The 21959-nt window shown below is 66.3% G+C and carries 17 protein-coding genes; 10 read left to right on the forward strand and 7 right to left on the reverse strand.

The features are described from left to right. Positions 1-69: 69 nt before the first annotated feature. The 3 genes from IPK69_11405 to IPK69_11415 are packed head-to-tail and all read right to left on the reverse strand — an operon-like array spanning position 70 to position 5827. Positions 70-2457: a hypothetical protein gene (locus IPK69_11405; GenBank protein QQS08582.1), complete on the reverse strand. Its 2388-nt coding sequence runs from the start codon at positions 2455-2457 to the stop codon at positions 70-72. After that, entirely contained in the window at positions 2454-4757 is a 2304-nt protein-coding gene (locus tag IPK69_11410; protein QQS08583.1) for a BatA domain-containing protein, read from the reverse strand. Before IPK69_11410 ends, IPK69_11405 begins: the two co-directional genes overlap by 4 nt. A 26-nt stretch (positions 4758-4783) precedes the next feature. Then, the gene (locus tag IPK69_11415; GenBank protein ID QQS08584.1) at positions 4784-5827 is read right to left on the reverse strand and encodes a DUF58 domain-containing protein; all 1044 of its coding nucleotides are present in this window, start codon (positions 5825-5827) and stop codon (positions 4784-4786) included. Between the two features lie 478 nt (positions 5828-6305). Here IPK69_11415 and IPK69_11420 point away from each other — a divergent pair, with 478 nt between their 5' ends. The 3 genes from IPK69_11420 to IPK69_11430 all read left to right on the forward strand — a co-directional run bounded on the left by IPK69_11420 (position 6306) and on the right by IPK69_11430 (position 8583). Continuing rightward, positions 6306-6968, forward strand: coding sequence for a hypothetical protein (locus tag IPK69_11420; GenBank protein QQS08585.1), 663 nt, complete (start codon positions 6306-6308; stop codon positions 6966-6968). Between the two features lie 155 nt (positions 6969-7123). After that, positions 7124-8236 (forward strand): 6-phosphofructokinase, encoded by a 1113-nt coding sequence (locus tag IPK69_11425; protein ID QQS08586.1) that lies wholly within the window; start codon positions 7124-7126, stop codon positions 8234-8236. Positions 8237-8346: 110 nt separating this feature from the next. Further along, the gene (locus IPK69_11430; GenBank protein QQS08587.1) at positions 8347-8583 is read left to right on the forward strand and encodes an NINE protein; all 237 of its coding nucleotides are present in this window, start codon (positions 8347-8349) and stop codon (positions 8581-8583) included. Between the two features lie 27 nt (positions 8584-8610). Here the strand turns inward: IPK69_11430 and IPK69_11435 are convergent, their stop codons facing one another. Then, positions 8611-9033 (reverse strand): integration host factor subunit beta, encoded by a 423-nt coding sequence (locus IPK69_11435; protein ID QQS08588.1) that lies wholly within the window; start codon positions 9031-9033, stop codon positions 8611-8613. 329 nt (positions 9034-9362) lie between these two features. Beyond that, complete coding sequence (locus tag IPK69_11440) at positions 9363-10253, reverse strand: hypothetical protein (protein ID QQS08589.1); 891 nt, start codon at positions 10251-10253, stop codon at positions 9363-9365. A 59-nt stretch (positions 10254-10312) separates the two neighbouring features. On the opposite strand from IPK69_11440, the gene tsaB reads away from it, so the two are divergent. From tsaB to IPK69_11455, 3 genes are all read left to right on the forward strand, one after another. After that, positions 10313-11116, forward strand: a complete 804-nt coding sequence (gene tsaB / locus IPK69_11445) for a tRNA (adenosine(37)-N6)-threonylcarbamoyltransferase complex dimerization subunit type 1 TsaB (protein ID QQS08590.1) — start codon at positions 10313-10315, stop codon at positions 11114-11116. Between the two features lie 292 nt (positions 11117-11408). Next, positions 11409-12062: a response regulator gene (locus tag IPK69_11450; protein QQS08591.1), complete on the forward strand. Its 654-nt coding sequence runs from the start codon at positions 11409-11411 to the stop codon at positions 12060-12062. Positions 12063-12097: 35 nt separating this feature from the next. Next, positions 12098-14491, forward strand: coding sequence for an HDOD domain-containing protein (locus IPK69_11455; protein QQS08592.1), 2394 nt, complete (start codon positions 12098-12100; stop codon positions 14489-14491). 92 nt (positions 14492-14583) lie between these two features. On the opposite strand, the gene IPK69_11460 is transcribed toward IPK69_11455, so the two are convergent. Then, complete coding sequence (locus IPK69_11460) at positions 14584-15948, reverse strand: carbohydrate porin (protein ID QQS08593.1); 1365 nt, start codon at positions 15946-15948, stop codon at positions 14584-14586. A gap of 223 nt (positions 15949-16171) precedes the next feature. Here IPK69_11460 and xdhC point away from each other — a divergent pair, with 223 nt between their 5' ends. Both xdhC and IPK69_11470 read left to right on the forward strand, forming a co-directional pair. Further along, a complete protein-coding gene (xdhC, locus tag IPK69_11465) occupies positions 16172-16990 on the forward strand; it encodes a xanthine dehydrogenase accessory protein XdhC (GenBank protein ID QQS08594.1) in 819 nt (272 codons plus the stop codon). Beyond that, a complete protein-coding gene (locus IPK69_11470; GenBank protein QQS08595.1) occupies positions 16983-17609 on the forward strand; it encodes an NTP transferase domain-containing protein in 627 nt (208 codons plus the stop codon). Before xdhC ends, IPK69_11470 begins: the two co-directional genes overlap by 8 nt. Positions 17610-17754: 145 nt before the next feature. On the opposite strand, the gene IPK69_11475 is transcribed toward IPK69_11470, so the two are convergent. After that, entirely contained in the window at positions 17755-19281 is a 1527-nt protein-coding gene (locus IPK69_11475) for a YifB family Mg chelatase-like AAA ATPase (protein ID QQS08596.1), read from the reverse strand. Positions 19282-19322: 41 nt separating this feature from the next. On the opposite strand from IPK69_11475, the gene IPK69_11480 reads away from it, so the two are divergent. Beyond that, positions 19323-20939, forward strand: a complete 1617-nt coding sequence (locus IPK69_11480; GenBank protein QQS08597.1) for an aldehyde dehydrogenase (NADP(+)) — start codon at positions 19323-19325, stop codon at positions 20937-20939. Beyond that, positions 20936-21871 carry a dihydropteroate synthase gene (gene folP, locus IPK69_11485; GenBank protein QQS08598.1) on the forward strand — a complete coding sequence of 312 codons (936 nt, stop codon included), beginning with the start codon at positions 20936-20938 and terminating at the stop codon, positions 21869-21871. Before IPK69_11480 ends, folP begins: the two co-directional genes overlap by 4 nt. Positions 21872-21959 lie beyond the last annotated feature (88 nt).

Genomic DNA, 21959 nt, shown 5'->3' on the forward strand with positions numbered 1-21959 from the left:
GACCTGTGACGCCCAAGTCACACGTCCCAAGACCCACGCCCAAATCACACGAATCGTGCCTGCCTTCGCTCAGGCCAACCGCACCAAACGACGCCCGATCCATTCCACGACGAGCAGCAGAAGCAGAATCGTCCAGATCCCAGGCTTGTCCCACAGCGTCTCAACCTCCGAAAGCCCAAGCGTCCGGACCTCGCGGTTAGGGAGCAGCGGCGCGATCGAGGCGATGTCCGAGGGCTTGATGACCTTTCCCCCGGTCGCCTTCGCGATCGTCTCCAGCGTCTGATGGTCCGTCTGGGGCACGCGCATCTCATCGTCGGGAGCCACCACAAGCATTTCCGCAGAAACACCCGCGGCGGCCAGCGCGGGGTCACGAGTCACGATCGTGTACTCGCCAGGCTCTGTGAGAACAAGTCGCCCGCTGTACACGCTCGAGAGCGACTCGGTCGCGCCATCACTCTCCGGCACGAGTTCGACATCACCAGCGGGCTCGCCGCTTCCCTTCTTCACCGCACGCACGGGGATCGTGCCCAAGCGTCGAGACAGCAGCGCCTGGTCGAGCACTCGCACGAGCACCCGCACCGGCTCGTCGGAGACCACCTGCTCCGCCGACAGTTCCATGATCGCCGGCTTCCCTGCCCGTCCCAGTCCCTCGCGAGCCAGCATCCGGATCAATGGCAGATAGAACCGCTCGGGCAGCGCCTCACCACGCGCGTAGCGAAGCCGCCAGATCTCGTCCGTCCCCACATACACCACGCGGCCCGCCCCAAACCGCATCGTCGCCACCAGCGGCACGCGCTCGCCATCGACCGAATCAGGAACGCGCGCATACGCGAGCGTCTCGGCCGTCGGTTTCAGTTGGCTCGTCTCGATCCGCTGCGCCCAACGCAATACCGCCCACGATGACGAGCCATCGTTCAAGAACTCCGGCCAGCCCTCGCCGGCGGTATCACCAAGGTGCAGCACGCCCAATCGCTCGGCCGCCGGTGCCGGGTCCATCACCACACCACTCGTCCATGTCGAGAGCGTGCCCAGCCCGCCCGGTCCATCTCCCAGCACAAACGGCATGAGGTCCGCCAGCGCCGTCTCCCGCCACGCGTCGGGCATCGCCCCCTCGCCCCCGATGAACATCAGCCCGCCGCCGCGCTCGGCGACATACATCTTCAGCGATTCGAGTTGCTCCTCGCTCATCTGCCCCGGGCGGAAGTTGCCCAGCACAACCGCGTCGAAGGGTGCCCAATCCTCCGGGCTGCGCGGAACGAACTCGATCGGATCCGTCCCCTCCTGGATGAACCGCTTCCCCGACGCGAGGATCATGCACGTCGAGCGGATCGACGACTCGCGAAGCACGAGGTTCTTGATATACCGATACTCCCACCGCGGCGTCCCGTCGATCACCAGCACGCGGATCGGGCGATCGATGAGTTCCAGCCGAACGTCGCGCGTGTTGTTCGACTCCGACAGATCGCGCGAGCCCGAGACGATCCGCACGCTCCACGAGGCGCGCCCCGTCCCGCCGGGTTTCGCCGTCAGCGTCAGGCGATGCCGCCCCGACGCGAGATCGCCCGCGGAGACGTCCGCCGAATCCAGGACATCGCCGGTCGTCGTGTCAATGAGTTCGACTCTCGCGCCCGCGCCAGGCCCGTTCGTGCCCATCTCGCTCTGGGCGTGACGCTGGATCTCCACGCTCACCGGCACAAGGTCCTGCACGAACGCCGCGGTGGGAGCGTCAACCCGCGCGATCGCGTCGTCGGTGAGCGGCTCCTTCCCGCCAATCTCCACCGGATAGATCGGCACACGCCTCGCCTCAAACGACCGCGTCGCCCCTCGGCCGAACGAATCCGTCGATCGACCATCCGACAGCAGGATCACCCCCGCGAGCGGTCGCGACGCCATCCGTGACGAGACCTGCTCGAGCGTCCGTCCCAGCGAGGTCTTGGAGCCGCTCGCCTCGCCAAGATCGATCGCCAGCGTGCCCTGCTCGATCCGGCTGGGGAGTTCACGCACACCGCTGTCGAACCCGAAGATCGCCACCTCGCGCGTCTGCTTGAGTTGTTCGATCATCGCCCCCGCGCCGGCGAGAGCGCGCCGGAGTTCCGCGTCACGCGATTCCAGTGAGCCGTCGTTGCTGAGCGAGTCCTGGATCTGCATCGACGCCGACCGGTCCGCCAGCACGACCACCCAATCCTTCTCCACTCGCTCGACACGCTTCTCCAGTTGAGGCCCGGCGATCAAGACGAGCACCAGCCCCAGCACCAACGCCCGAACCACCCCCAACGTCACTCGCGGCCACCGCCTCCCGACCAGCCGCCAATATCCCCAACCGGCCACGAGCGCGACGACCAGTCCCAGGCAGACCCACACCCACGCCGCCATCGGGTGTGCGAAGGCAAACTCCACCTGCGGATCGCTCGGATCGAGCGACTTCACGCCCAGCAATCTCCACCAGAGGCCGCTCATGCCCCCACCCCCGCCGCCACATCCTCTCGCGTGGCCCGCCCGGCGTGGCTGAAGATCTTGCCGAGCAAGACCTCGATCGCACCAATCACGGCCGCCGCGATCAGCAGCGGCAGACTGATCGGTGGCGCACGATCGAGCGAGGACGCCGCCTCAAACGTGCCGTTCTTGCCCAGCCACGCCACACCCCCCGACGTCGTCCCAAGCCCCTCGAGCCACGCCCCGATTCGGTCCTGATCCTGCGTCTCGACATTGCCGCCACGCGAGGCGGCGTTCGCGGCGATGAACCCTACCAGCCCGCCATCGCTCCCGCGCGATTCCCAAATCCCAGTTCGCCGCACGACAACCGGCGCGTCGCCGGCCACACGCCGCTCGTCACGCTCCTCGCCCACGCGAGGCTGCACCAGCCGCAGGTCCGTCGTGTGGGCCGGCGCCCGGAACGACTCCCCCGCGACCACAGGCCGATTGGAAAGCCCGCGCCCCACGCCCTGACGCACGAGATCCTGGAAGAGCGCCACCATCAGCGACCGCGCGGGAAGATCGGTCCACTCGAGCACCGGCGCACTCGCCAGATACGCCACGACCCCGCGCGAGGTAGTGCTCTCGCCCGTCCGGTCCGCGCTCGCCGCGCCGAGGACGAGCCAAGGCGAACCGTCCGAGAGCGTGAGCATCGCGTCACCGCTCGCCGAAGTGCCCAGGAGCGGAAGCGTCCGACGGACCGCGACCGGTCCGACAAGTTCCTCGAGTTCCGACGAGATGCCCATGAGCAGTTCGCTCGCCCTCGGGCCCGTCGCGAGCCGAAGCCCCGCGTCTCCCTCGCCCACAACCGCCGACTCGCGCGCGATCTGCCACGACACGCCCAGCGACGACATCATCGCGTCCGACCACGTGTGCACCGTCTCGCCCGCCGGTGGCATGACCAGCACAAAGGCCCCGCGGTCCAGCGCCGCACGGATCCATCCCCATCCCGCGGCCGCCAGTCGCTGCGGCTCGGTGACGATCACCGCGTCCAGCCCACCCAGCGCCGACGCCGAGCCCACATCGCGAGCCGCATCCAGCCGCACGATCTCCATCTCCTCCGTCGAACGTGTGCGGATCGTGCCATCATCGAGTGGTGCCAGCGCCGCCGCGATCCAATCCTCGGCATGGAACGCGCCAAGCCCGTCGGCCCGCCCGGGTTGCCCGACCAGCCCCACACGCACCTTGTCCCGGATCTCCACGATCGTCTCGGCGACATTGTCCGCCTCGAGCGCGTCGCGATCGATCTCCGCTCGGATCGCCACCACGCCACGCCCCGCGCTCCCCGAGCCGCCCGTCCCGCCCTCAACCGTTCGCCGAAGATCGAGCGGCACGACCACCGATTGCTGCTCCTGCCCCGCGTCGAATCGAACCACACGCTCGGAGGTTCCCGCCGTGGCGCCGATCGAGGGCCACAACTGCCGAGCCGAAAGTCGAACACGGATCGACGCCGGCTCGTCCATGGCCGCCGCACTCCGCCGCAGATCCACACGCAGACTCGTCGACGCCGTCTGCTCGCCAAGATTCGAGGCCTTCGCGATCAGCACGCCGCTCGACGCCTCGAGCGCCGCGATCGACGTGTTCCCCGAAGCAACCACGCTCGGCGGCGTCGCCACAAGGTCCAGCGTCCTCTTCTCGAGTTCCACGCGCGACAACGCAGCGCTCGTGTCCGCCGACCCCGCACGAAACTCCGAGACCACGCCCAGCACCACACGCTGTGTCTGTTCCGTGCTCACCATCGAGGCCGCCAGCGGTCCAAGCCCCGTGAAGTCCGCCCGGCTTTCGACCGGTTCGAGCGACGAAAGTGCCGCGAGCACCGACGCGTGATCCAACGTCGGCTCGCGCACCAGCGCCTCGGCCGGCGACGCCAGCGCGATCAGCGCCACGCGGTCGCCCCGAGTTGCATCGAGGTCGCCCACGAGCGCCTTCGCCTGATCCTTGAGGGTGTCAAACGCCAGCGTCCGATCGCTCGTGAGCCCCGACGTGATCGAGTTGTCGATCGCGAGAATCAGCGTTCGCGCCCCCGATCCGCCCCCAGATGATCCGCCCAGCACAGGCTTACCCACGGCGAGCGCCAGGAGCGCAATCAACAGGCACCGCGAGGCCAGCAACAGAAACTGCTCGAACCGCACGCGACGCCGCTGCTGCCGATACGCCTCCAGCAGGAACTTCATCGCCCCCCACGCGATCGGCTTGCGACGCCGGCGCAGCAGGATGTGGATGAGGATCGGCAGCGCCACGCACGCCAGACCGACCGCCGCCAGTGTTGGATTCAGAAACTGCATCACGCTCCCAAAAGTCCCACAAGGACTCAGCCGTACTTGCTCTTCTTGATCATCGCGTTGCGTCTCGCCACAAACGTCGCCAGCGGCGGCCCCAGCCACTCGTGCGTGCTCACCCGCTGGTAATCAAACCCGAACCCCATGACGAGTTTCTCCACCGCCTCGAGGTGGGTGTTGATCACACGCAGGTACGCCTCGCGCAGCGAGCGTGGATCGACGCGAAGCGACGCCTCGCCCTCCAGCCCCTCGAACGGGGCCGCATCGAGAAAAGCAAAGCGCGTCTCCTCACGATCCAGAACCTGGAACGCGATGACATCGTGCCCGGCATGCTTCAGCCGCGCGAGCGCCGCCCGGATCGACTCGAGGTCGCCGAAGAAGTCGCTCACCAGCGCGATCATGCAGCGATTGGTGACCTTCGCGAGCGCCTCGTCGATGGCGCGCCCGAGATCCGTCGTGCGGTTCTTGTTCTCCGCGTCCGTTGGGTGCAACGCGAGCGCGCCCACGATCTGACGCCAGGCGCTCTGGCTCGACGAGCGACGCACCATCGCCCGCACGCGATCCGAGAAGACCACCAGACCCGCCCGGTCGCCCTGGTGCAGCGTGATGTACGCTAGAGCCGCCGCGAGTGCCGTCGAGTGGTCGAACTTGCTCCAGTGCGAGCGCCCGTCCGGGCTGAGCGTGTGTCCCGCGCCCGACGCCTCCTCGAAGGCCCGGCTGCCATACATCATCGATCCCGACGCGTCCACGAGCAGCACGAGATCAAGGTTCGTCTCCTGCTGATACTGCTTCAACTGCAGTTTGTCGGTGCGGCCAAAGACCTTCCAATCCAGGTGTCGAAGGTCGTCGCCCGCAACATACGGCCGGTGCTGCGCGAACTCCACGCTGAACCCCTGGAACGGCGAACGATGCAGCCCCGAGTTGATCCCCTCAACGATCAACTTGGCTCGCAACTCCAGCGAGCCGAGTTTCGCCAGCGTCTGCGGATGCAGATAGAGCGACGCCTCCATCTCTGGAGCCGCGGCCCGACCTCCCGAGGGGTCGCCAGCGTTGGAATCCGTTCCGCGTGTGAACATCCGAGAACATGCTATCGGCCGATCCGGGCGTTCGAACAACTGTCATCTGTGAGCCATCGAGGAGCGGAAGGTTCACGGTTCAAATGTGACCCAAAAGTCACATAAATCGACGACCGACGACTCTTCCAAGCGACGTGGAGTACGAATGTGCGAATTCACAATTGTGTAATCAAGCAACTGGTGATTTTACCTGGTATCAAATTGCTCCATCAATATTGTGTTGATACCGTACAAAATAAGACTCTGGGAATCGTCCAGGAAAAATGTCAGAAAAACTAAAAAAAACGAGCAGATGCGCGTGACATAAAGGGCGATTTCGGGTAAAACTCTCCCAAGAGATAGCCGCATAGGTGCGTGAGAGAGACGCTTACCTGGAGTGCGGCGAATGAAGCGTCTGGTGTTTGCACTGGGTATTTTGGGTGGAATCACCCCGGCGTATACGTGGGGTTCTGCGATTCCACTCCCTGACAGTATCCAAGTGAGGGATCGTGTCGGCGGCGAAACCGGCTTCGGGACCCCCGACGGCTACTACGCCGACGGCACCGGAAGCCGGGTCCGGGGCACCGCCATTGACGGCCGGATCGGACGCCAAAGCGTCGGCCTCCTCGATTTCGAGATGAAAGCCCACGGCGATTTGGCATTCACGCCCATCAAAGCGTTCGTCCTCGACCCCTCGTGGCGCGATGGCATCGGCTATGACCCCCAACCCGCCGACACAAACGGCATGTGGTACGTCACCGTCTCGCCGACGGACCCCCGGCTGAAGTTGCCGATCACACCCGCCGACGAACTGGCCCTTACGGCCCTCTTCACCCACGCCTTCGACCTCGCCCAGACCGAGCCCCGATACGCCGCGGCGTTCCAGTGGCTGGTGTGGGAGTATGTCTGGGATTCCCAGGTCGATCTGAGCGTGGGAAACGTTCGCATCGTCGCGGGTGACGGCTCGTACAGCGATCGAGTCGCCGACATCGCCCAAGCCTGGGCGGACATGATCTCAAATGGCGAATGGACCCCCTCGGGTGGCGTCGCCGTCCTTTACAACGGATGCACCGCCCCGCTCATTGTGCCCAGCCCGGCTTCCGGGGCACTCCTGCTCGCGAGTTTCGCGGCCTTCGCCGGACGCCGCCGCCGCAGAGTCTGAATCGGGTTTCTCCCTCGGCCGACGAACGACCGGCTGAGTTTCTGACCAACGACGATGCGGGCCGAGTCCTGGAGGGAGCGGCCCGCACGTCGTTTTTGGACATCGAACTCTCGCCGGCTCTGGATCCATAGGGCCGAACGACCGATATTCCACCCATGAGCCTTGCCACCACGTGCCCGACCGTCCGCCGAATGGCCATCCTCACCGGAGGTGGCGACTGCCCCGGTCTCAACGCCGTCATCCGGGCGGTCGCCAAGGATGCCATGAACTGCGGCATCGAGGTGCTGGGCGTCGAGGACGGCTACCTCGGCCTGATCGAGAACCGCTTCAAGGAACTCACGCCCAACGACGTTTCGGGGATCATCGCCCGCGGCGGCACCATCCTCGGCTCGAATAACAAGGCCAACCCCGCCCGGTTCGCCCTGGGCAAGAACCCCGACGGCTCGATCCTGTACAAGGATGTCACCAGCGATTGCCTGCGCAACCTGCGTGATCGCCGGATCCAGGCGCTCGTCGTCATTGGTGGCGACGGGACCATGACCTCGGCGGCGTGGTTTGCGCGCCAGGGCGTCGCGGTGGTGGGGGTCCCCAAGACGATCGACAACGACATCGAGGGCACCGAAATCACCTTCGGCTTCCAGACGGCCGTCGCGACCGCCACCGATGCGCTCGACCGATGCCGAACGACCGCCGACTCGCACCACCGGGCGCTGGTCGTCGAGGTCATGGGCCGCAACGCCGGGTGGATCGCCCTCCACGCGGGCGTGGCGGCGGCGTCGGACGTGATCCTGCTCCCCGAAATTCCCTTCTCGATGACCTCGCTCTATGAGACCGTGCTCGCGCGGGCGAAGATGGGCAAGCGATCCTCGATCATCTGCGTCTCGGAAGGGGCGCTCCCCGAGGGCGGCAAGCAGGTCGTCGCGAAGATCGATCCGACCTCGCCCGACCCGATCCGCCTGGGCGGCATCGGCAAGGTCATCGCCGACCTCATCGAGAAGGACACCGAGGTCGAGAGCCGGCACGTCGTCCTCGGTCACGTGCAGCGCGGCGGGACTCCCGTGGCGTCGGATCGTGTGCTCTCCACGCTCCTGGGCAATCACGCCATGACGCTTCTCCGCGAGGGAAAAGTCGGACGCATGGTCGCGGTGCAGAAGGGCTGCCTGACGGACGTGGATCTCGAAGAGCCCGCCGGCAAGCAGCGGCGTGTGCCGAAGGACGAGCCGCTGCTCCAGGCGGCAAAGGCCGTGGGCACGTCGTTCGCGGACTGACTCGAGGCCACTGAGCGCAAAACCAAAGCGACCAGAAACCGAGTAACTTGGATGATGCCGGCGAGTTCCCGCGTTGTGCGAATCTCGTCGGCACCTGAAAGGGGTGCGGCATGCAAGAGTTCAAGTCAACAGGTGTGGCGTTCGGCTTGTGGGCGTTGTGCCTGGTCGGGTTCGCCGGGATCCACCGGTTCTACGCGGGCAAGCCGATCAGCGGTGTGATCTGGCTCTTGACCTGGGGCGTCTTCGGGATCGGCTCGATCGTGGACCTGTTCCTGATCGGCGGGATGATCGAGCGGCGGAACAAGGAGCTCGCGGCGAAAGGCCGTGGGTTTGTGGCCGCCTTGTAGTGAGTGCGGGATCCGTTCCTGTTGGAGTTACCGCGCGCTGGTGATGCCGGCGCTCCGGGCCGCGGGCTTGTACTCGACGTGCTGGTGGTTCGAGGTCGCGTGTCCGGCGGTGTGGTTCATAGTCGCCCCCGCGGCATGGGCCTGGGCATTGGCGGACTGGGGCGCGCCCAGTTCGACGCTGTCACGCATGAGGCGGCCGGCTTTGAACTTCACGGAACGCTTGGCCTTCACCTCGACGCGCTCGAGGGTCTTGGGGTTCTGGGCACGACGGGCGGCGCGCTCGCGGACCTCGAAGACGCCGAAGTCTCGGAACTCGAGGCGGTTGCCCTTCTTGAGTTCAGCGATGACCTGGTCGAGGAACTCCTGCACGACGTCGCGCACGATGGGCTTCTTCTGCCCGCTGCGATTGGCGATTCGTTCGACGAGGTCGCGTTTGGTCACGGTCGCCATTCGATCTTGCTCACTCTCGGATGGGGCGCTCGGGGTGGCCTTGTGGGGCGTCCCTCGCGGCCGAACTGTTGGGTGTGGTCTCTCGCTCCAAATCCAATCGCGGGCGTGACTTGGAAAGCCAGAATCGCGCCCGTGGGAACGGACAGTATCGCCCGTCCAAGCGTCGGCGTCAACGTCTTCAAGGAAAGTCCACGTGCCCCAGATTCACGTTTTTGTGGTGCGGATGGCGTTGGCTGACCTTGAACGCCGAACGTCCGCCTCACCGTGCAACAATTTTGTTGTGACATGAATTCGCTACGAACGACTTGACAGCGATACGACGTGCGGGGTCAGAACCTGAGGACGGCCCCGAAATACAGCCCGGCCATGGCGCCGGTGTAGTCAAAATCGTCATTCCCGCCGGCCGAGAGCGAGTAGGCGAGTTGGCGATACCCGATCTGCACGCCGAAGTGCTCGGTGGGGTTCCACTGGAAACCGATCTGGATGTCAACAGAGAGGCCGGTGGAGGCGATGTTTCCCGGGCCGAGGGTCAGGCGAGCGTCGATGGTGACTTCTTCGTACAACTCGAGGGTGTACTTGATGCCGATGATCGGCTCGAGAATGTGCTGGGTCTCGCTCGCACCGCCCCCGGCGACACGGTCGAAACGCATGGAGAGGTCGTAGTAGCGGAAGCCCGCGATGCCGTCGAGGTCGCTGCGGACGCGGAATCCGCCGCCGTCGGCCTCATCGCGAGGCTCGAGGGCCGCGGAATAGGCGCGATACATGCCCTCGAGTTCAATGACGGCGAGGTCCATCGACGTGCGGGCGGCATCGCCGGCGGTGAAGGTCTGGTCGCCCAGTTCGAAGGTGGCGGCGGCGGTCCAGGCGCGGTTGGTCGAGGCGAAATCGAGGGCGCGGAAGGAGAGGCCCCACTCGCCGTCGGTGGCGTTGATCTCGGGGAAGGCCGAGAGCCGCGGGCTGTCCATGTTGGTATCTCCGAGTTCGATCTTGTCGGAGGCGCCGGACTGGGAGAAGAGCCTCATCTTGCCGGAGGGAGCGACGTACCAGAGTGACGGTTCGAAGGAGAGGGTCCAGCGCGATGGAGGCTGCTCCTCTGTCGGACTCTGAGTTTGGATGTGATCCTGGTCTTGGACTTGATCCTGGGCGAGGGCGTGTGGCGCGGTCGTCGCCGTAAGGATGATGGCCGACACGACGCCGATTGCCCGGTGTGGAATGCTCATGGTCGCCTCCGTGCTCCGGGCAAAGCGTACGTCGCGCGGGCCGCTCGTACCATGCGTGGATGTCGATCATGCTGGCGATCGAGACGTCGAATCCGTCGAGTGCCACCGGGGGCGGTGGGGCGGGTGTGGCGCGCGACGGAACTTCGGCATTGCGAGGCCCGGGCATCGCGCTGGGGCGGCGCACGTCTGGCGGTCTGGACGTTTTCGCGGTGCATGAGATCGATCCGGCCCGGCCCCACGACGACCAGATCATGCCACTGATCGATCGGGCCTTCCGCGAGCATGGGCTTCGGCCCCGGGATCTCGGGAGCGTGGGCGTCTCGATCGGGCCGGGCGGGTTCACGAGCGTGCGGATCGCGATTGTGACGGCGAAGATGCTGGCGGAGGCGACGGGGGCGCGGTGCCTCGGCGTCCCGACGGCGATGGTGGCGGCACGGGCGAGAGTGCGGAGAGTTGGAGGCGAGGCCGAGCCATCCGGGAACTTTGCGGTGGCGTTGGCTTCGAAGCGTGAGACGGCGTGGCTCTCGGTCTTTGGTCCCGATGGGACGGTGATCGAGGCGGGCGTGCTTGCGGACGCCGCAAAGGTGAAGGACGTGTTCGATCGGCACTCGGTCCGGGAACTGCTGGCGGATCGGTTCCTTCCCGAGTCGATGGCTCGCACGGCGACGACTGGCGGGGCGATCGTGGCCCCGATTCAACTGGATCCTGTCTCGTGTCTTCACGCGATGTCGGGCGACGTGTTGGCCGTGGAGCCTTTGGAGTTGCTTCCGATGTATCCGCGGGAGGCGGAGGCGGTGACGAAATGGCGCGAGTTGCATCCGCCGCCTGATACGAGTTCCGCGTCGGCACCTCCAGGCCGATAAGGCGAAACTCTGCCTGAATCAGGGTGCGGTTGGTTCGTGCGTTCGTAGGGCACATAGGCCTGCCGATTTGACTTCTCGGGTGCTCGTGAGTGCCCGAAAGTCCTCGAACTCGCGCTCCTTCGTGTTATGGCGCGTCGCGTGCTGTCCATTCGTCACATCTGCACCGTGTCATTTTCCACGCGTGAACGTGGGGAACATGGGCACCGATACTCGACTGTGCCGTCGGGGCAACATGGGAAGACCCGGGCACAATGGGCCGGCATCGGCAAACTCCGGCGTGGAGGAGCGACTCATGAAGGAAGGGCGAAAGAGCGGGCAGGCGACAGCGGTAGGCGACTGGGCGACCAAGCGGATCTTCACGACCGGCGAGGCGGCGACGATCTGCAAGGTCTCGCAGCAGACGATTATCCGGTGCTTCGACGCCGGGCGCTTGCAGGGCTTCCGCGTGCCCGGGTCCAAGTTCCGGCGGATCCCGCGGGACGAGTTGATCCGCTTCATGCGGGCCAACGACATCCCCACGACGATCCTCGAGAGCCCCACGGGCCTCAAGCGCGTCCTCGTGGTCGATGACGAGCCCAAGATCATCGAGGTCTTCCGCGACATTTTCGCGCGGGACAACCGGTTCATCGTGGAAACCGCGGCGACGGGATACGACGCGGGTCTCCTGACCGAGTCGTTCCGACCGAACCTCATCATCCTCGACTACATGCTCCCGGACATCAACGGGAATGTCGTGCTGCAGCGTTTGAAGTCGCACCCGGAACTTGCGACGACCAAGGTGCTGTGCGTCTCGGGCGTGGTGAACGAGGACGAGATCCAGTCGCTTTTGGACGCGGGCGCGTCGGACTTCCTGCGCAAGCCGTTCCGCATCGATGAACTGTACCAGAAGGTGGAGCGTTTGCTCGAGATGGAGCCGCGTCCGTCGCAGCACCAGCACGCGAGTTGAGTGGACTGTCCCCACCGCACCCGGAGGTCGAGCACGTGAGCGTTGACCCGACGACCGCAGGCCAGTCGCCTGTCGCCAATCTTGTGACGCCCAGCCAGGAGGCGGCCCGGCAGCGCCAGATCGAACTGGTGCTGCAGGGTGTCGACTCGCTCCCGACGCTGGCGCCGATCGCGAGCCGTCTTCTCGCGCTCGGGAGCGCCAACGACGTGGACATCGCGGAGATCTCGAAGATCATCGAGTCTGACCCGGCGACGTCGACGCGGATCCTCGCGCTCTGCCGAAGGGCCGACAAGGGGCTGGGCGAGAAGGTGACGACCGTCCGCCGGGCGATCGTGATGCTTGGTTTGGATGCGGTGCGGTCGGCGGTGCTCTCGGTGTCGGTGTACGACCTCTTTGAGCGTGAGGCGTCGAGCCTGGATGAGCCGCCGACGGGGTACTGGGGTGCGCCGGCGAGCGGCACTCGGGCCGAGGCGAAGGTTGATGTGCACGCGTTTGATCGCGAGGGATTCTGGAAATACTCGGTCGCGGTAGCGGCCGCGGCGGAACTGATCGCGACGCGCCGGCGAGAGATGAAGGTCTCGCCCGAGGAGGCGTTCACGGCGGGCCTTCTGCACGCGATGGGCAAGCCCGTGCTCGAACTGGTGCTCCCCAAGTGCTATGCGCGGGTGGTCCAACTCGCCGAGCGCCAAGGGACGGACTCGGCGCCGATCGAGCGCCAGATCATCGGGCTGGATTCGTTCACCGCCGGACGGCGGATCGCGGAGCACTGGCGCCTGCCGACGTATCTTCGCGACGCGATGTGGCTGCACTCCCAGCCGCTCAACTCTCTGCCGACGACGGAACACAAGAACCTCGTGGCGATCGTGACACTGGCGAGGACCGTGGTGCGGAACCTGCATCTGGGCTGGTCGGGGGACTTTGGGACGATTCCCGATTATGCCGCGGTGTCGAGGCACGTGGGGCTGGCGACGCCGTCGGGCCAGCCGGCGCTCAAACTCGACGAACTCACGCCGGCGATCCACGCCGAGATGACGGATCGCCTCGAGGCGCTTGGGTTGTCGGCAGGCGGGTCGAGTGAGGTGCTCCTGGAGTCATTGGCGAAGGCCAACGCGCACCTGGGCAAGTTGAACGCGCAGTTGGACGAGCGTCAGAAGGAGACGCGTTCGGTGGCGCGTGTGCTCGAGGCCGTCGGCGCGTTCAACACCCACGCGCTCGATGCGCGGTCGCTGACCGAGACGCTATCGCACACGGCGTCGAGCGCGGTGTCGGTGCTGGGGTGCTCGGCTCCGTCAATGCTGCTGCAAGTGCGCGACGACGAGGCGTGGCGGCTCTACCGATTCTCGGCGAACGGGCAGGTGTTGAGCACGAGCGAGGTCCAACCGCCGCCGCATTTTCGAGATCCTTCGTCGCGCGTGCTCGCGGGGGTGATCGATCCGACGCAGAGTTCGGCGATGCTGCCGCACGTCTTTCCGTGGCTGGCGGAGTCGCTCGCCGAGCCGATGGACGCGGCGAAACTCCGACTCGTGCCGATCACGCGTCACTCGCCGACGGCGGTGCTCATTGTGGACAAGGACCCGATGGCGGCACTCTCCGTGGCGAATCTCGGCGTGATGACGAGCGCGTGGGGGCTGGCGATCTGCGACATCGCGCGGAGCGATGCCGCAATCCGCCAGGGGGAACAACTCGCGCAACTGAATCGAGACCTGGCCGATGCTCAGGCGCGACTCGCCGAGGCGCAGTCGTACGCCCGCCTGGGCGAGATCGCGGCGGGAGCGGCGCACGAGATGAACAACCCGCTGACGATCATTTCCGGGCAGGCGCAGTTGATGCTCCCGAGAGTGAAGGATTCGCGTGATCGGGCGTCGATCGTCCAGATCGCCGAGGCTTCGGAGCATCTTGGGGCGCTGGTGCGCAGCCTGCACCTGATCGCCTCGCCGCCGAAGCCTCGGATCGCGACGTGCGACGTGGCGTCGGTGGTGCAGGAGGCGCTCGCGCTGGCGCAGATCCGCAACGGGAACACGCCGGTGCGGGCGTCGGTGCGCGTGGGTCGCGCGACGGATCGGGCGCGTTTGGATCCCAAGTTGCTGGCACTCGCGCTGGCGGAGTTGCTGGTGAACGCCGCCGAGGCCGACTCGCGTGGTGAGATCGAGTTCTCGACGCACGTGGACCCGCTGGATGACGCGCTGCTCTTCCGCGTGACAGATCATGGTCCGGGGTTGTCGAGCAAGGCCGCGACGCACGCGTTCGATCCATTCTTCAGCGAGAAAGCCGCGGGCCGGAGCCATGGCCTGGGCCTGACGCGCGCCAAGGCGATCGTTGAGGCGATGGGCGGGCGGATCGTGCTTCAATCGCATCCAGAGCGCGGCACGATCGCCACGCTTGCGATTTCGAACTGGCGTCTTGCGGGCCCGAAGACCATCGCGGCCTGACCGCGTGCGGTCGACCACCGGGCGATCGAGACCCGCAGACCGACAGACGTGACGTGGCCAACACGATCGGCGGGTGGTAAACGGATTCAGGGTCAGAATGTGATCGCGGCGCGAAGCCCCGCGACGATCGCATCGTCCACGGTCGAGACGCCCGAGGGATTCATGATGTACTGGAGGTCGGGCGTCAGGCTGATCGCCGGCGTGAGTTGGATCTTGTAGTAGACCTCTACGGCGATCTCGTCGTCGGTGAAGGGCGAGCCGGCCGCATCGGAGAAACCCGCGAAGGCGATGAGAAGCCCGGCGTTGTCGTCGAAGCGGGAATCGAAAGTCCCCTTGAGGACCAGGCCCGCGGCGATGCTGACTGCGGCGGCGGTGACCTCCTTGTCACTCGTGCCGCCCTGGGCGAAGGCGAAGAGGCCCTTGTCCTTGAGTTCATCGGTCTGTCCGCGGCGCCAGGCTTGCTGCTCGATTAGGGCGTAGAACCCGGTGTTGCCGCTCGATGTGCCGCCTGAGAACTCGGGAAGGTCGGCGGTGTGGTGCCAGGCGCCGATGGTCGCGCGACCGGTGCCCGCGTCTGTGTCCCAACTCAGGCCGGCTTCTCCGATGTAAAAGAGGCTGTCGGAGTCGTCGTCGCTGAAGAATGTTGCTGGCCCGCGCGGTCCTGTGGGGAAGCCGTCGAGTGTGGCGCCGTCGAAGAGACCAATGCCCAGATAGGTCTGTTCGGTCGGATAGGCGAAGGCGACGACACCGGTGGCGGGGTTTGGATATGTCGGCAAGGACGAGAGCGCATTGACGGTGTTGATGCCGGCGGAGTTGAGGAAATCGCCCGCGAATGAGATGAAGTCGAACTCGCTGGTGGCGTCGATCTTGCCGGCCTTGAGTCGAAGACGATTGTCGAGGAGTTCCTGCTGCAGCCACAGCTGGCTGATCTGGTGGATGTTCTTGGTCCCGGTGGAGAGGCTGGAGATGCCCTGGAAGTCGCCGGCGTCCGCGGAGCCGCCGCCGGTGAACGAGAACTGGGCATCGACGAACGCTTTGGCGCCCTTCCAGCCGAGGGATTTCTCGAGGTTCCATGCGGCATTGAGGTCGATGAGTTGACGGAAGGAGCCGGTCGTCTCGATCCCGCCATCGAGGACGCTGGCGTAATCAACGACGTATGAGCCGGAAATCGTGAGGCCATTGTCCTCGAGCCACGTCCGCCCGCCGTTCCAGTCGCCGGTCACACGTGTCCAGTGGGTCCAGGGTGTGGAGCCGAACCACTCGCGTGGGGGCGTCTCGATCGGCTCGGTCGTCGTGGTGCGCGGACCGCGTTCCTGGCCGGGAAGGGTGCTCGGGCCTGTATCGAGGAGTTCATTGAGTTCGAAGGAGGCGGTTGCCGTGCCATCATCGGCGGACTGGGCAAGCGCGGCAGCCGTGGTCGAGAGGGCAACACCCATCGCAAAGGTCCGAATCTTCATGGCGTCGTGTTCCGAGCGATCTTCCGTAAGAGCGACACGCCCTCAGGATCGATGCACACCGCTTATCGGGGCGGAGAGCACGCCACTTTGGTCCTGGGGGCACGTATTTGCGGGACTTATCGGCGAACCCCCACGGGCGTGGGAGCTTCTCGGACGCGGATCACGCTCCTCGAACTCGCCGTCAGGGTGTCGCTAGCATTGCAGGAACGAGAGTGGAGGGCCCATGCGCGACGACTGGATGGTTCTCGGACTTGCGTCTCAGGCGGCGTCGCGCGGCGAGGCGTTCGTGCTGGTGACCGTGACGGGCGCGAAGGGGAGCACGCCGAGGGATCCTGGTGCACGGCTGCTGTGGATGCCCGGCGACGATGGCGGAACCTGGCACGGCACGGTGGGCGGGGGGCAGTTCGAGCATCTCGTGCGAGCCGACGCGGAGGAATGCCTCGCGAAACGCGAGTGCTTCTCGCGCGAGTATGTGCTCGGCTCGGACGCGGATCAGTGCTGCGGCGGGGTGATGCAGGTTTTCTTTGAGTTCGTGGGGCCGCGCGAGCGGGTCGTGATCTTCGGCGCGGGGCACGTGGCCCTGGCGATCGTGGATTTGCTCGAGGCCGCGTCGCTTGAGGTCGTGGTGGTGGACGATCGGCCGGAGTGGAACAGTGCCGAGCGGTTCCCAGGAGCGAAGCGAGCGCTGACGTGGGACGAGGGCGTGGAGGCGGTGTCGCGCGAGCCGGGGCGAACGCTCGCGCTGGTGATGACCTGCTCGCACGACACGGACTTTGAACTCTTGCGACGGCTCGTGCCCGTGTCGCCCGCGTTTGTGGGATTGATCGGGAGCAGGAGCAAACGGGCGTGCCTCTTTGGACGGCTCGTCGCGAGCGGGTTGGACGAGGCGGCGGTGGGTCGGGTGAAATGCCCTATCGGCGTCGGGGACACGGGGAAAGAGCCGAAACTTGTGGCGATCTCGATCGCGGCGGAGATCCTGATCGAATCGCGGAAGATGTCTGGTGTTCGTGATCGCGGGGGAGTTGGAGTGCGTCGTGGATGAAGTTGTGGTTGCGGTGCTGGCGTCGGGGCGAGGCACGCGGATGGGCGGGCCGAAGATCCTGATGCGTGTCGGCGGGCAGGTGTGGTGGCGTGTGCAGCGTCGACGATTGGCGGGTCTGGGCGATCGTGTGCGATTGATTTGGATCGTGTCGGGGATTGTTGAAGAGGCCTTGAGTGGGGAGGCGGACGCGCCGGGGCCTCGAGTGCTGGGCGACGACTCCGCGCCGATGTTCGAGAGCGTGCGGCTCGCGGCCAAGAGCGTCCATGAATCCGGCGAGTCCGTCGGGATGTTCGTGCTGCCCGTGGATGTTCCGGTCCCTTCATCCGGCGTTTTCGAGACGCTCGAAGAAACGTCGCGGGAGTCGGGGCGATCGGTGCCGACGAGGCCACAGTTTGAGAACAAGACGGGGCACCCGGTCTTCCTTCCAGCAGAGTGGATCGCGAAGATCGCACGAATGGACGAGCACGAGGTTCGCTCGCGCGCCACGACTGAGTCTATGCGGCTGGATCGGCTGATTGAGGGAGAGGTGATGTCGGTCGAGGTCGAGGATGCGGGCGTGCTGGTGAATCTCAACACACCCGAAGATGTTGCGGCGTGGGTGGCGAGCGCGACTGATTGAGGTTGTGTTCCCGGTGGTTGGGCGAGACGCGCCGCACGATTCGAGGTGTGAACATCGAGTGTGTGGGTGTCCTTCGACACCGCTCTGGAGAGCGGTGCCACCAGGAGATCGGTGCCACCAGAGTGCGGTGCCGCTGCATGTTCGTCTACACACGTCGGTCGAGGAGTCGATACTGCACGGCCTCGGCGACGTGGGGCAGGAGCACGCCCTCGGCGCCCTCGAGATCCGCGATGGTGCGCGAGACGCGCCGGATTTTGTCGTAGGCACGGGCCGAGAGCCCCAGTTCGTTCATCGCCTGTCCGAGGAGCGTCTTGGCGTCGTCGTTCATGCGGGCGTGGACGTCGAGTTGGTTGCCGGTGAGCCGGGCGTTGGGCGTGTTTCCCTGGCGAGCGTGCTGGCGCTCGCGGGCGGCAAGGACCTGGGCTCGCATCGTCTGCGTGCTCGTGCCCCGCGGCGATTCGGCGAGTTTCTTCCAGGGGACGGCCGGGGCCTCGACGTGGATGTCGATGCGATCGAGCAGGGGTCCGCTCAAGCGTGACAGATATTGCTCCATGGCGCGGCGACCGACCTCGCCCGGCGCGACGTCGCCCTTGGGCGTGGGATTCATCGCCGCCACGAGCATGAAACTCGCGGGGAACTTCACGGCTCCGTGGGCGCGGGCGATGGTGACGACGTGGTCCTCGAGCGGTTGGCGGAGGGTTTCGAGGACGATTCGCGGGAACTCTGGAAGTTCGTCGAGGAAGAGGATGCCGTGGTGCGCGAGGGAGATCTCGCCGGGGCGTGGGATCATCCCGCCGCCGACGATCGCCGGGGAGGACGCGGTGTGGTGCGGGCTGCGGACGGGGCGGCGGGTGACGAGTCCCTGGCCCTCGGGAAGGAGACCAGCAGCGGAATAGATCCGCGTGACCTCGAGTGCTTCCTCGACGGTGAGCGGCGGCAAGATGCCCGGGAGAGCCTTGGCCATCATCGTCTTGCCCGTGCCCGCGGGCCCGAGCATCAGGATGTTGTGCCCGCCCGCGGCGGCGACGACCATGGCGCGTTTCACGCCCTCCTGCCCGCGAACATCCGCAAAGTCCACGAGCGCGGGCGCGGTGTCGAGAAGCCCCGCGACGTCGAGGGCGCCAATGGGCGAGGGATCGATGAGGCCGTTGACGATGCCAACGCCTTCGGCAAGCGTGGAGATGCCGTGAACCTCCAGCCCGGGGACCATCGCGGCCTCGGTCGCGTTGGCGCTTGGGACGATGACGCCCTTGGCGCCCTTGGCCTTGGCGAGGGCGGCCATCGCGATCACGCCGGCGACGGGACGGACGCGGCCATCGAGGGCGAGTTCGCCACAGATCACGAACTGGCGGAGATCCAGGCCGCCGTCGTCGCGAACGGGGCGAATGACGCCCTGGGCGGCGAGGAGTCCCAACGCGATGGGGAGGTCATAGTCGGGGCCTTGCTTGCGGACGTCGGCGGGGGCGAGATTGACCAGGAGTTTGCCACGCACAGCCCCGAAACCGCTGTTGAAAAGGGCCGTTCGCACCCGTTCGAGGGATTCCTTGACGGCCGCGTCGGGGAGGCCGACGACGAGTTGCTTGTCCAGACCCTCGTCGTCGAGATCGACCTCGACCTCGCACGGCTCGGCGTCGATCCCTTGCATCAAATAGGATTGGACGCGGGCCACCATGGCCGGGCAGCATATCACTCCCAAACGTTCGACGTACAACCATGCCCAGGCTCATCTCACCAACCTTGGCCTCCACGCTCGAGTCGCTCCGCGGCACATCCATCGTCGCGGGGCAGTCGTCGCCGGCGTCGTCCGTCACATTCAACTCCATTAACCCGGAAACGGGCGATTCGCTCCCCATCCAGTTTTCCGCGGCGAGCAACCAGGACCTCGATCACGCCACGGCCTTCGCGTGGGAGGCGTTCTATGACCTCGACCAACGACCTCCCACACAACGTGCGGCGTTTCTCGCGCTCGCAGCGGAGAAGATTGCGGCACTCGGGGAATCGATCCTCGAGGTTGCCTCGGCCGAGACGGGCCTGGCGATCGCGCGCCTCGCGTCGGAGCGGGATCGAACGGTCTTCACGCTCCAGATGTTCGCCGAACTCGTACAGGCGGGCGAGTGGATGCGATCGACGATCGATGGACCGTCTCGACCCGGGGCGCCGGCGTTCCATCAGATGTTGCGGCCGCTGGGGCCGGCGGCGGTCTTTGGCGCGGGGAACTTTCCGCTCGCGTACGGCGTCGCGGGCGGCGACACGGCGTCGGCGCTGGCCGCGGGGTGTCCGGTGGTCGTGAAGGGGCATCCGTCGCATCCGGCGACGGGTGAACTCGTCGCGCGGGCTGTAACCGAGGCCGTGAAGGAGTCGGGCCTTCACGCGGGGACGTTCTCGTATCTCCAGGCCGGCGGCGAGCGGGAGATGACGATCGGTTCGGCGTTGGTCGGGCACCCGTGTATTCGGGCCGTCGGGTTCACGGGATCGGTGGGAGGCGGGATGGCGATCGCGGCTCTCGCGGCGAAGCGGCCGGACCCGATTCCAGTCTTTGCCGAGATGGGGAGCGTCAATCCCGTCTTTGTGATGCCGGTCGCACTGGAGTTGCATGGTCGCAGCATCGCCGACAAACTCTTCGCGTCGGTCACGGGATCGTGCGGGCAGATGTGCACGTGCCCGGGCCTGATCTTCGCGATCAAGGGCGACGAGTTCGAGACGTTCTCGCGCACGCTCGCGAGCCTCTTTGACACGGGGCAGGCGCAGCCGATGCTCTCGAGGCGGACGCGTGACACGTTCGCCAAACGCGTGGGCGAGGCGGCGACGGTCTCGGGCGTGGAGATCCGCGGCGGCAGCCCGCCCCAACCGGTCGCGTCGTCTTCGGCGATCACCGGGTCGCCGATTCTGCTCCGCACCAAGGCCGAGGTCTTCGAGCAGTCGCCGACGCTGCGTGAGGAGATCTTCGGGCCGGCGACGATCCTGGTCGGTTGTGATTCGTTCGACCAGATGCGCTCGTGCGCGGGGCTGATTCGAGGGTCGCTGACGGGATCGATCTTTGCGAATGCGCAGGATGCGCCGTTGGCCGCCGCGATCGTGCGCGTGCTGGAGATGCGCGTCGGGCGGATCGTGTTCAACGGCGTGCCGACGGGCGTCGAGGTGCGCGAGTCGATGGTCCATGGCGGCCCAAGCCCGGCGACGAATCAGCAGCACACGACCGCCGTTGGCCCGCGCGCCATCGAGCGATGGTGCCGACCGATCTGTTATCAGGGCTTCCCCGAGCCGATGCTCCCCGCGGCGTTCCTGCATCTTGGCGGTGGGGGTGGGGGAGCGACGGGGGGTGGGGCGTGAGCCTGGCGATGGAGTGGACCATCGCGCGGGGGCGGTCGATCTCGCTCAAACGCCCTGTGGTGATGGGGGTCGTGAATCTCACGCCGGATAGTTTCCTTGAAGCGAGTCGCGTCGAGGTTGACGAGGTCGCACGCACGGCGGCGGCGATGGTCGAGGCCGGCGCGGATGTGCTCGATCTTGGCGCGGAATCGACAAGGCCAGGGAGCACGCCGGTTCCCGTGGAGACACAGTTGGCGCGCGTGATCCCGGCGATTCGTGCCATCCGGTCATTGCCCGACGCGCACGCGTCCGCCATCCCGATCTCGGTAGACACGACGCACGCCTCGGTCGCGCGTGCGGCGTTCGACGCCGGGGCCGACATCATCAATGACACTTCGGCGGGTCGCGACGACCCGGCGATGCTGGCGACGGCGGGCGAACTCGGGATGGGCCTGGTGCTCATGCATCGTTTGCGTGAGCCGGCGAGCGACCAGTATTCCGACGCGTACGCCCGAGCGCCGCGGTATGCGCGGGGTGTTGTCGAGTGCGTGCGCGAGTTTCTCGCCGAGCGCGTCGCCGAGGCGCGCCGCGCCGGCGTGCATGACGAGTCGCTGGTCGTCGATCCCGGGCTGGGATTCGGGAAGTCAGTGGAGGACAACCTGGAACTGATGCGCGCCACGAGCGAGTTGGCGGCAGGGTCGATTCCGGTGATGAGCGCGCTCAGCCGCAAGAGTTTTGTGGGGCGGGTGTCGCTGGGGCGAGACTCGGAGGCGTCTGAGCGGCTGAGCGGGACGCTCGCGTTCTCGGTCCTTCACCTGGGCTTTGGGGCGATGATCTTTCGGGTTCATGACGTCCGAGAGCATCGCGAGGCGTTGGATGCGGCGATTTCGCTGCTGGGAACGGCCGACGCCAGCCTCACGACGGGTGTTCCAGGGCCGATCGGCGAGTGGTGAATCGTCCGGGGGGTCCCTAACATCCAAGCCTCGGTCGTGGAAGGCTTGGAGCCGCCCACGCGAGGAACGGTTCGCGGCACGGTCGTGC

The organism is Phycisphaerales bacterium (genome assembly GCA_016699835.1).
Taxonomy (GTDB): domain Bacteria; phylum Planctomycetota; class Phycisphaerae; order Phycisphaerales; family UBA1924.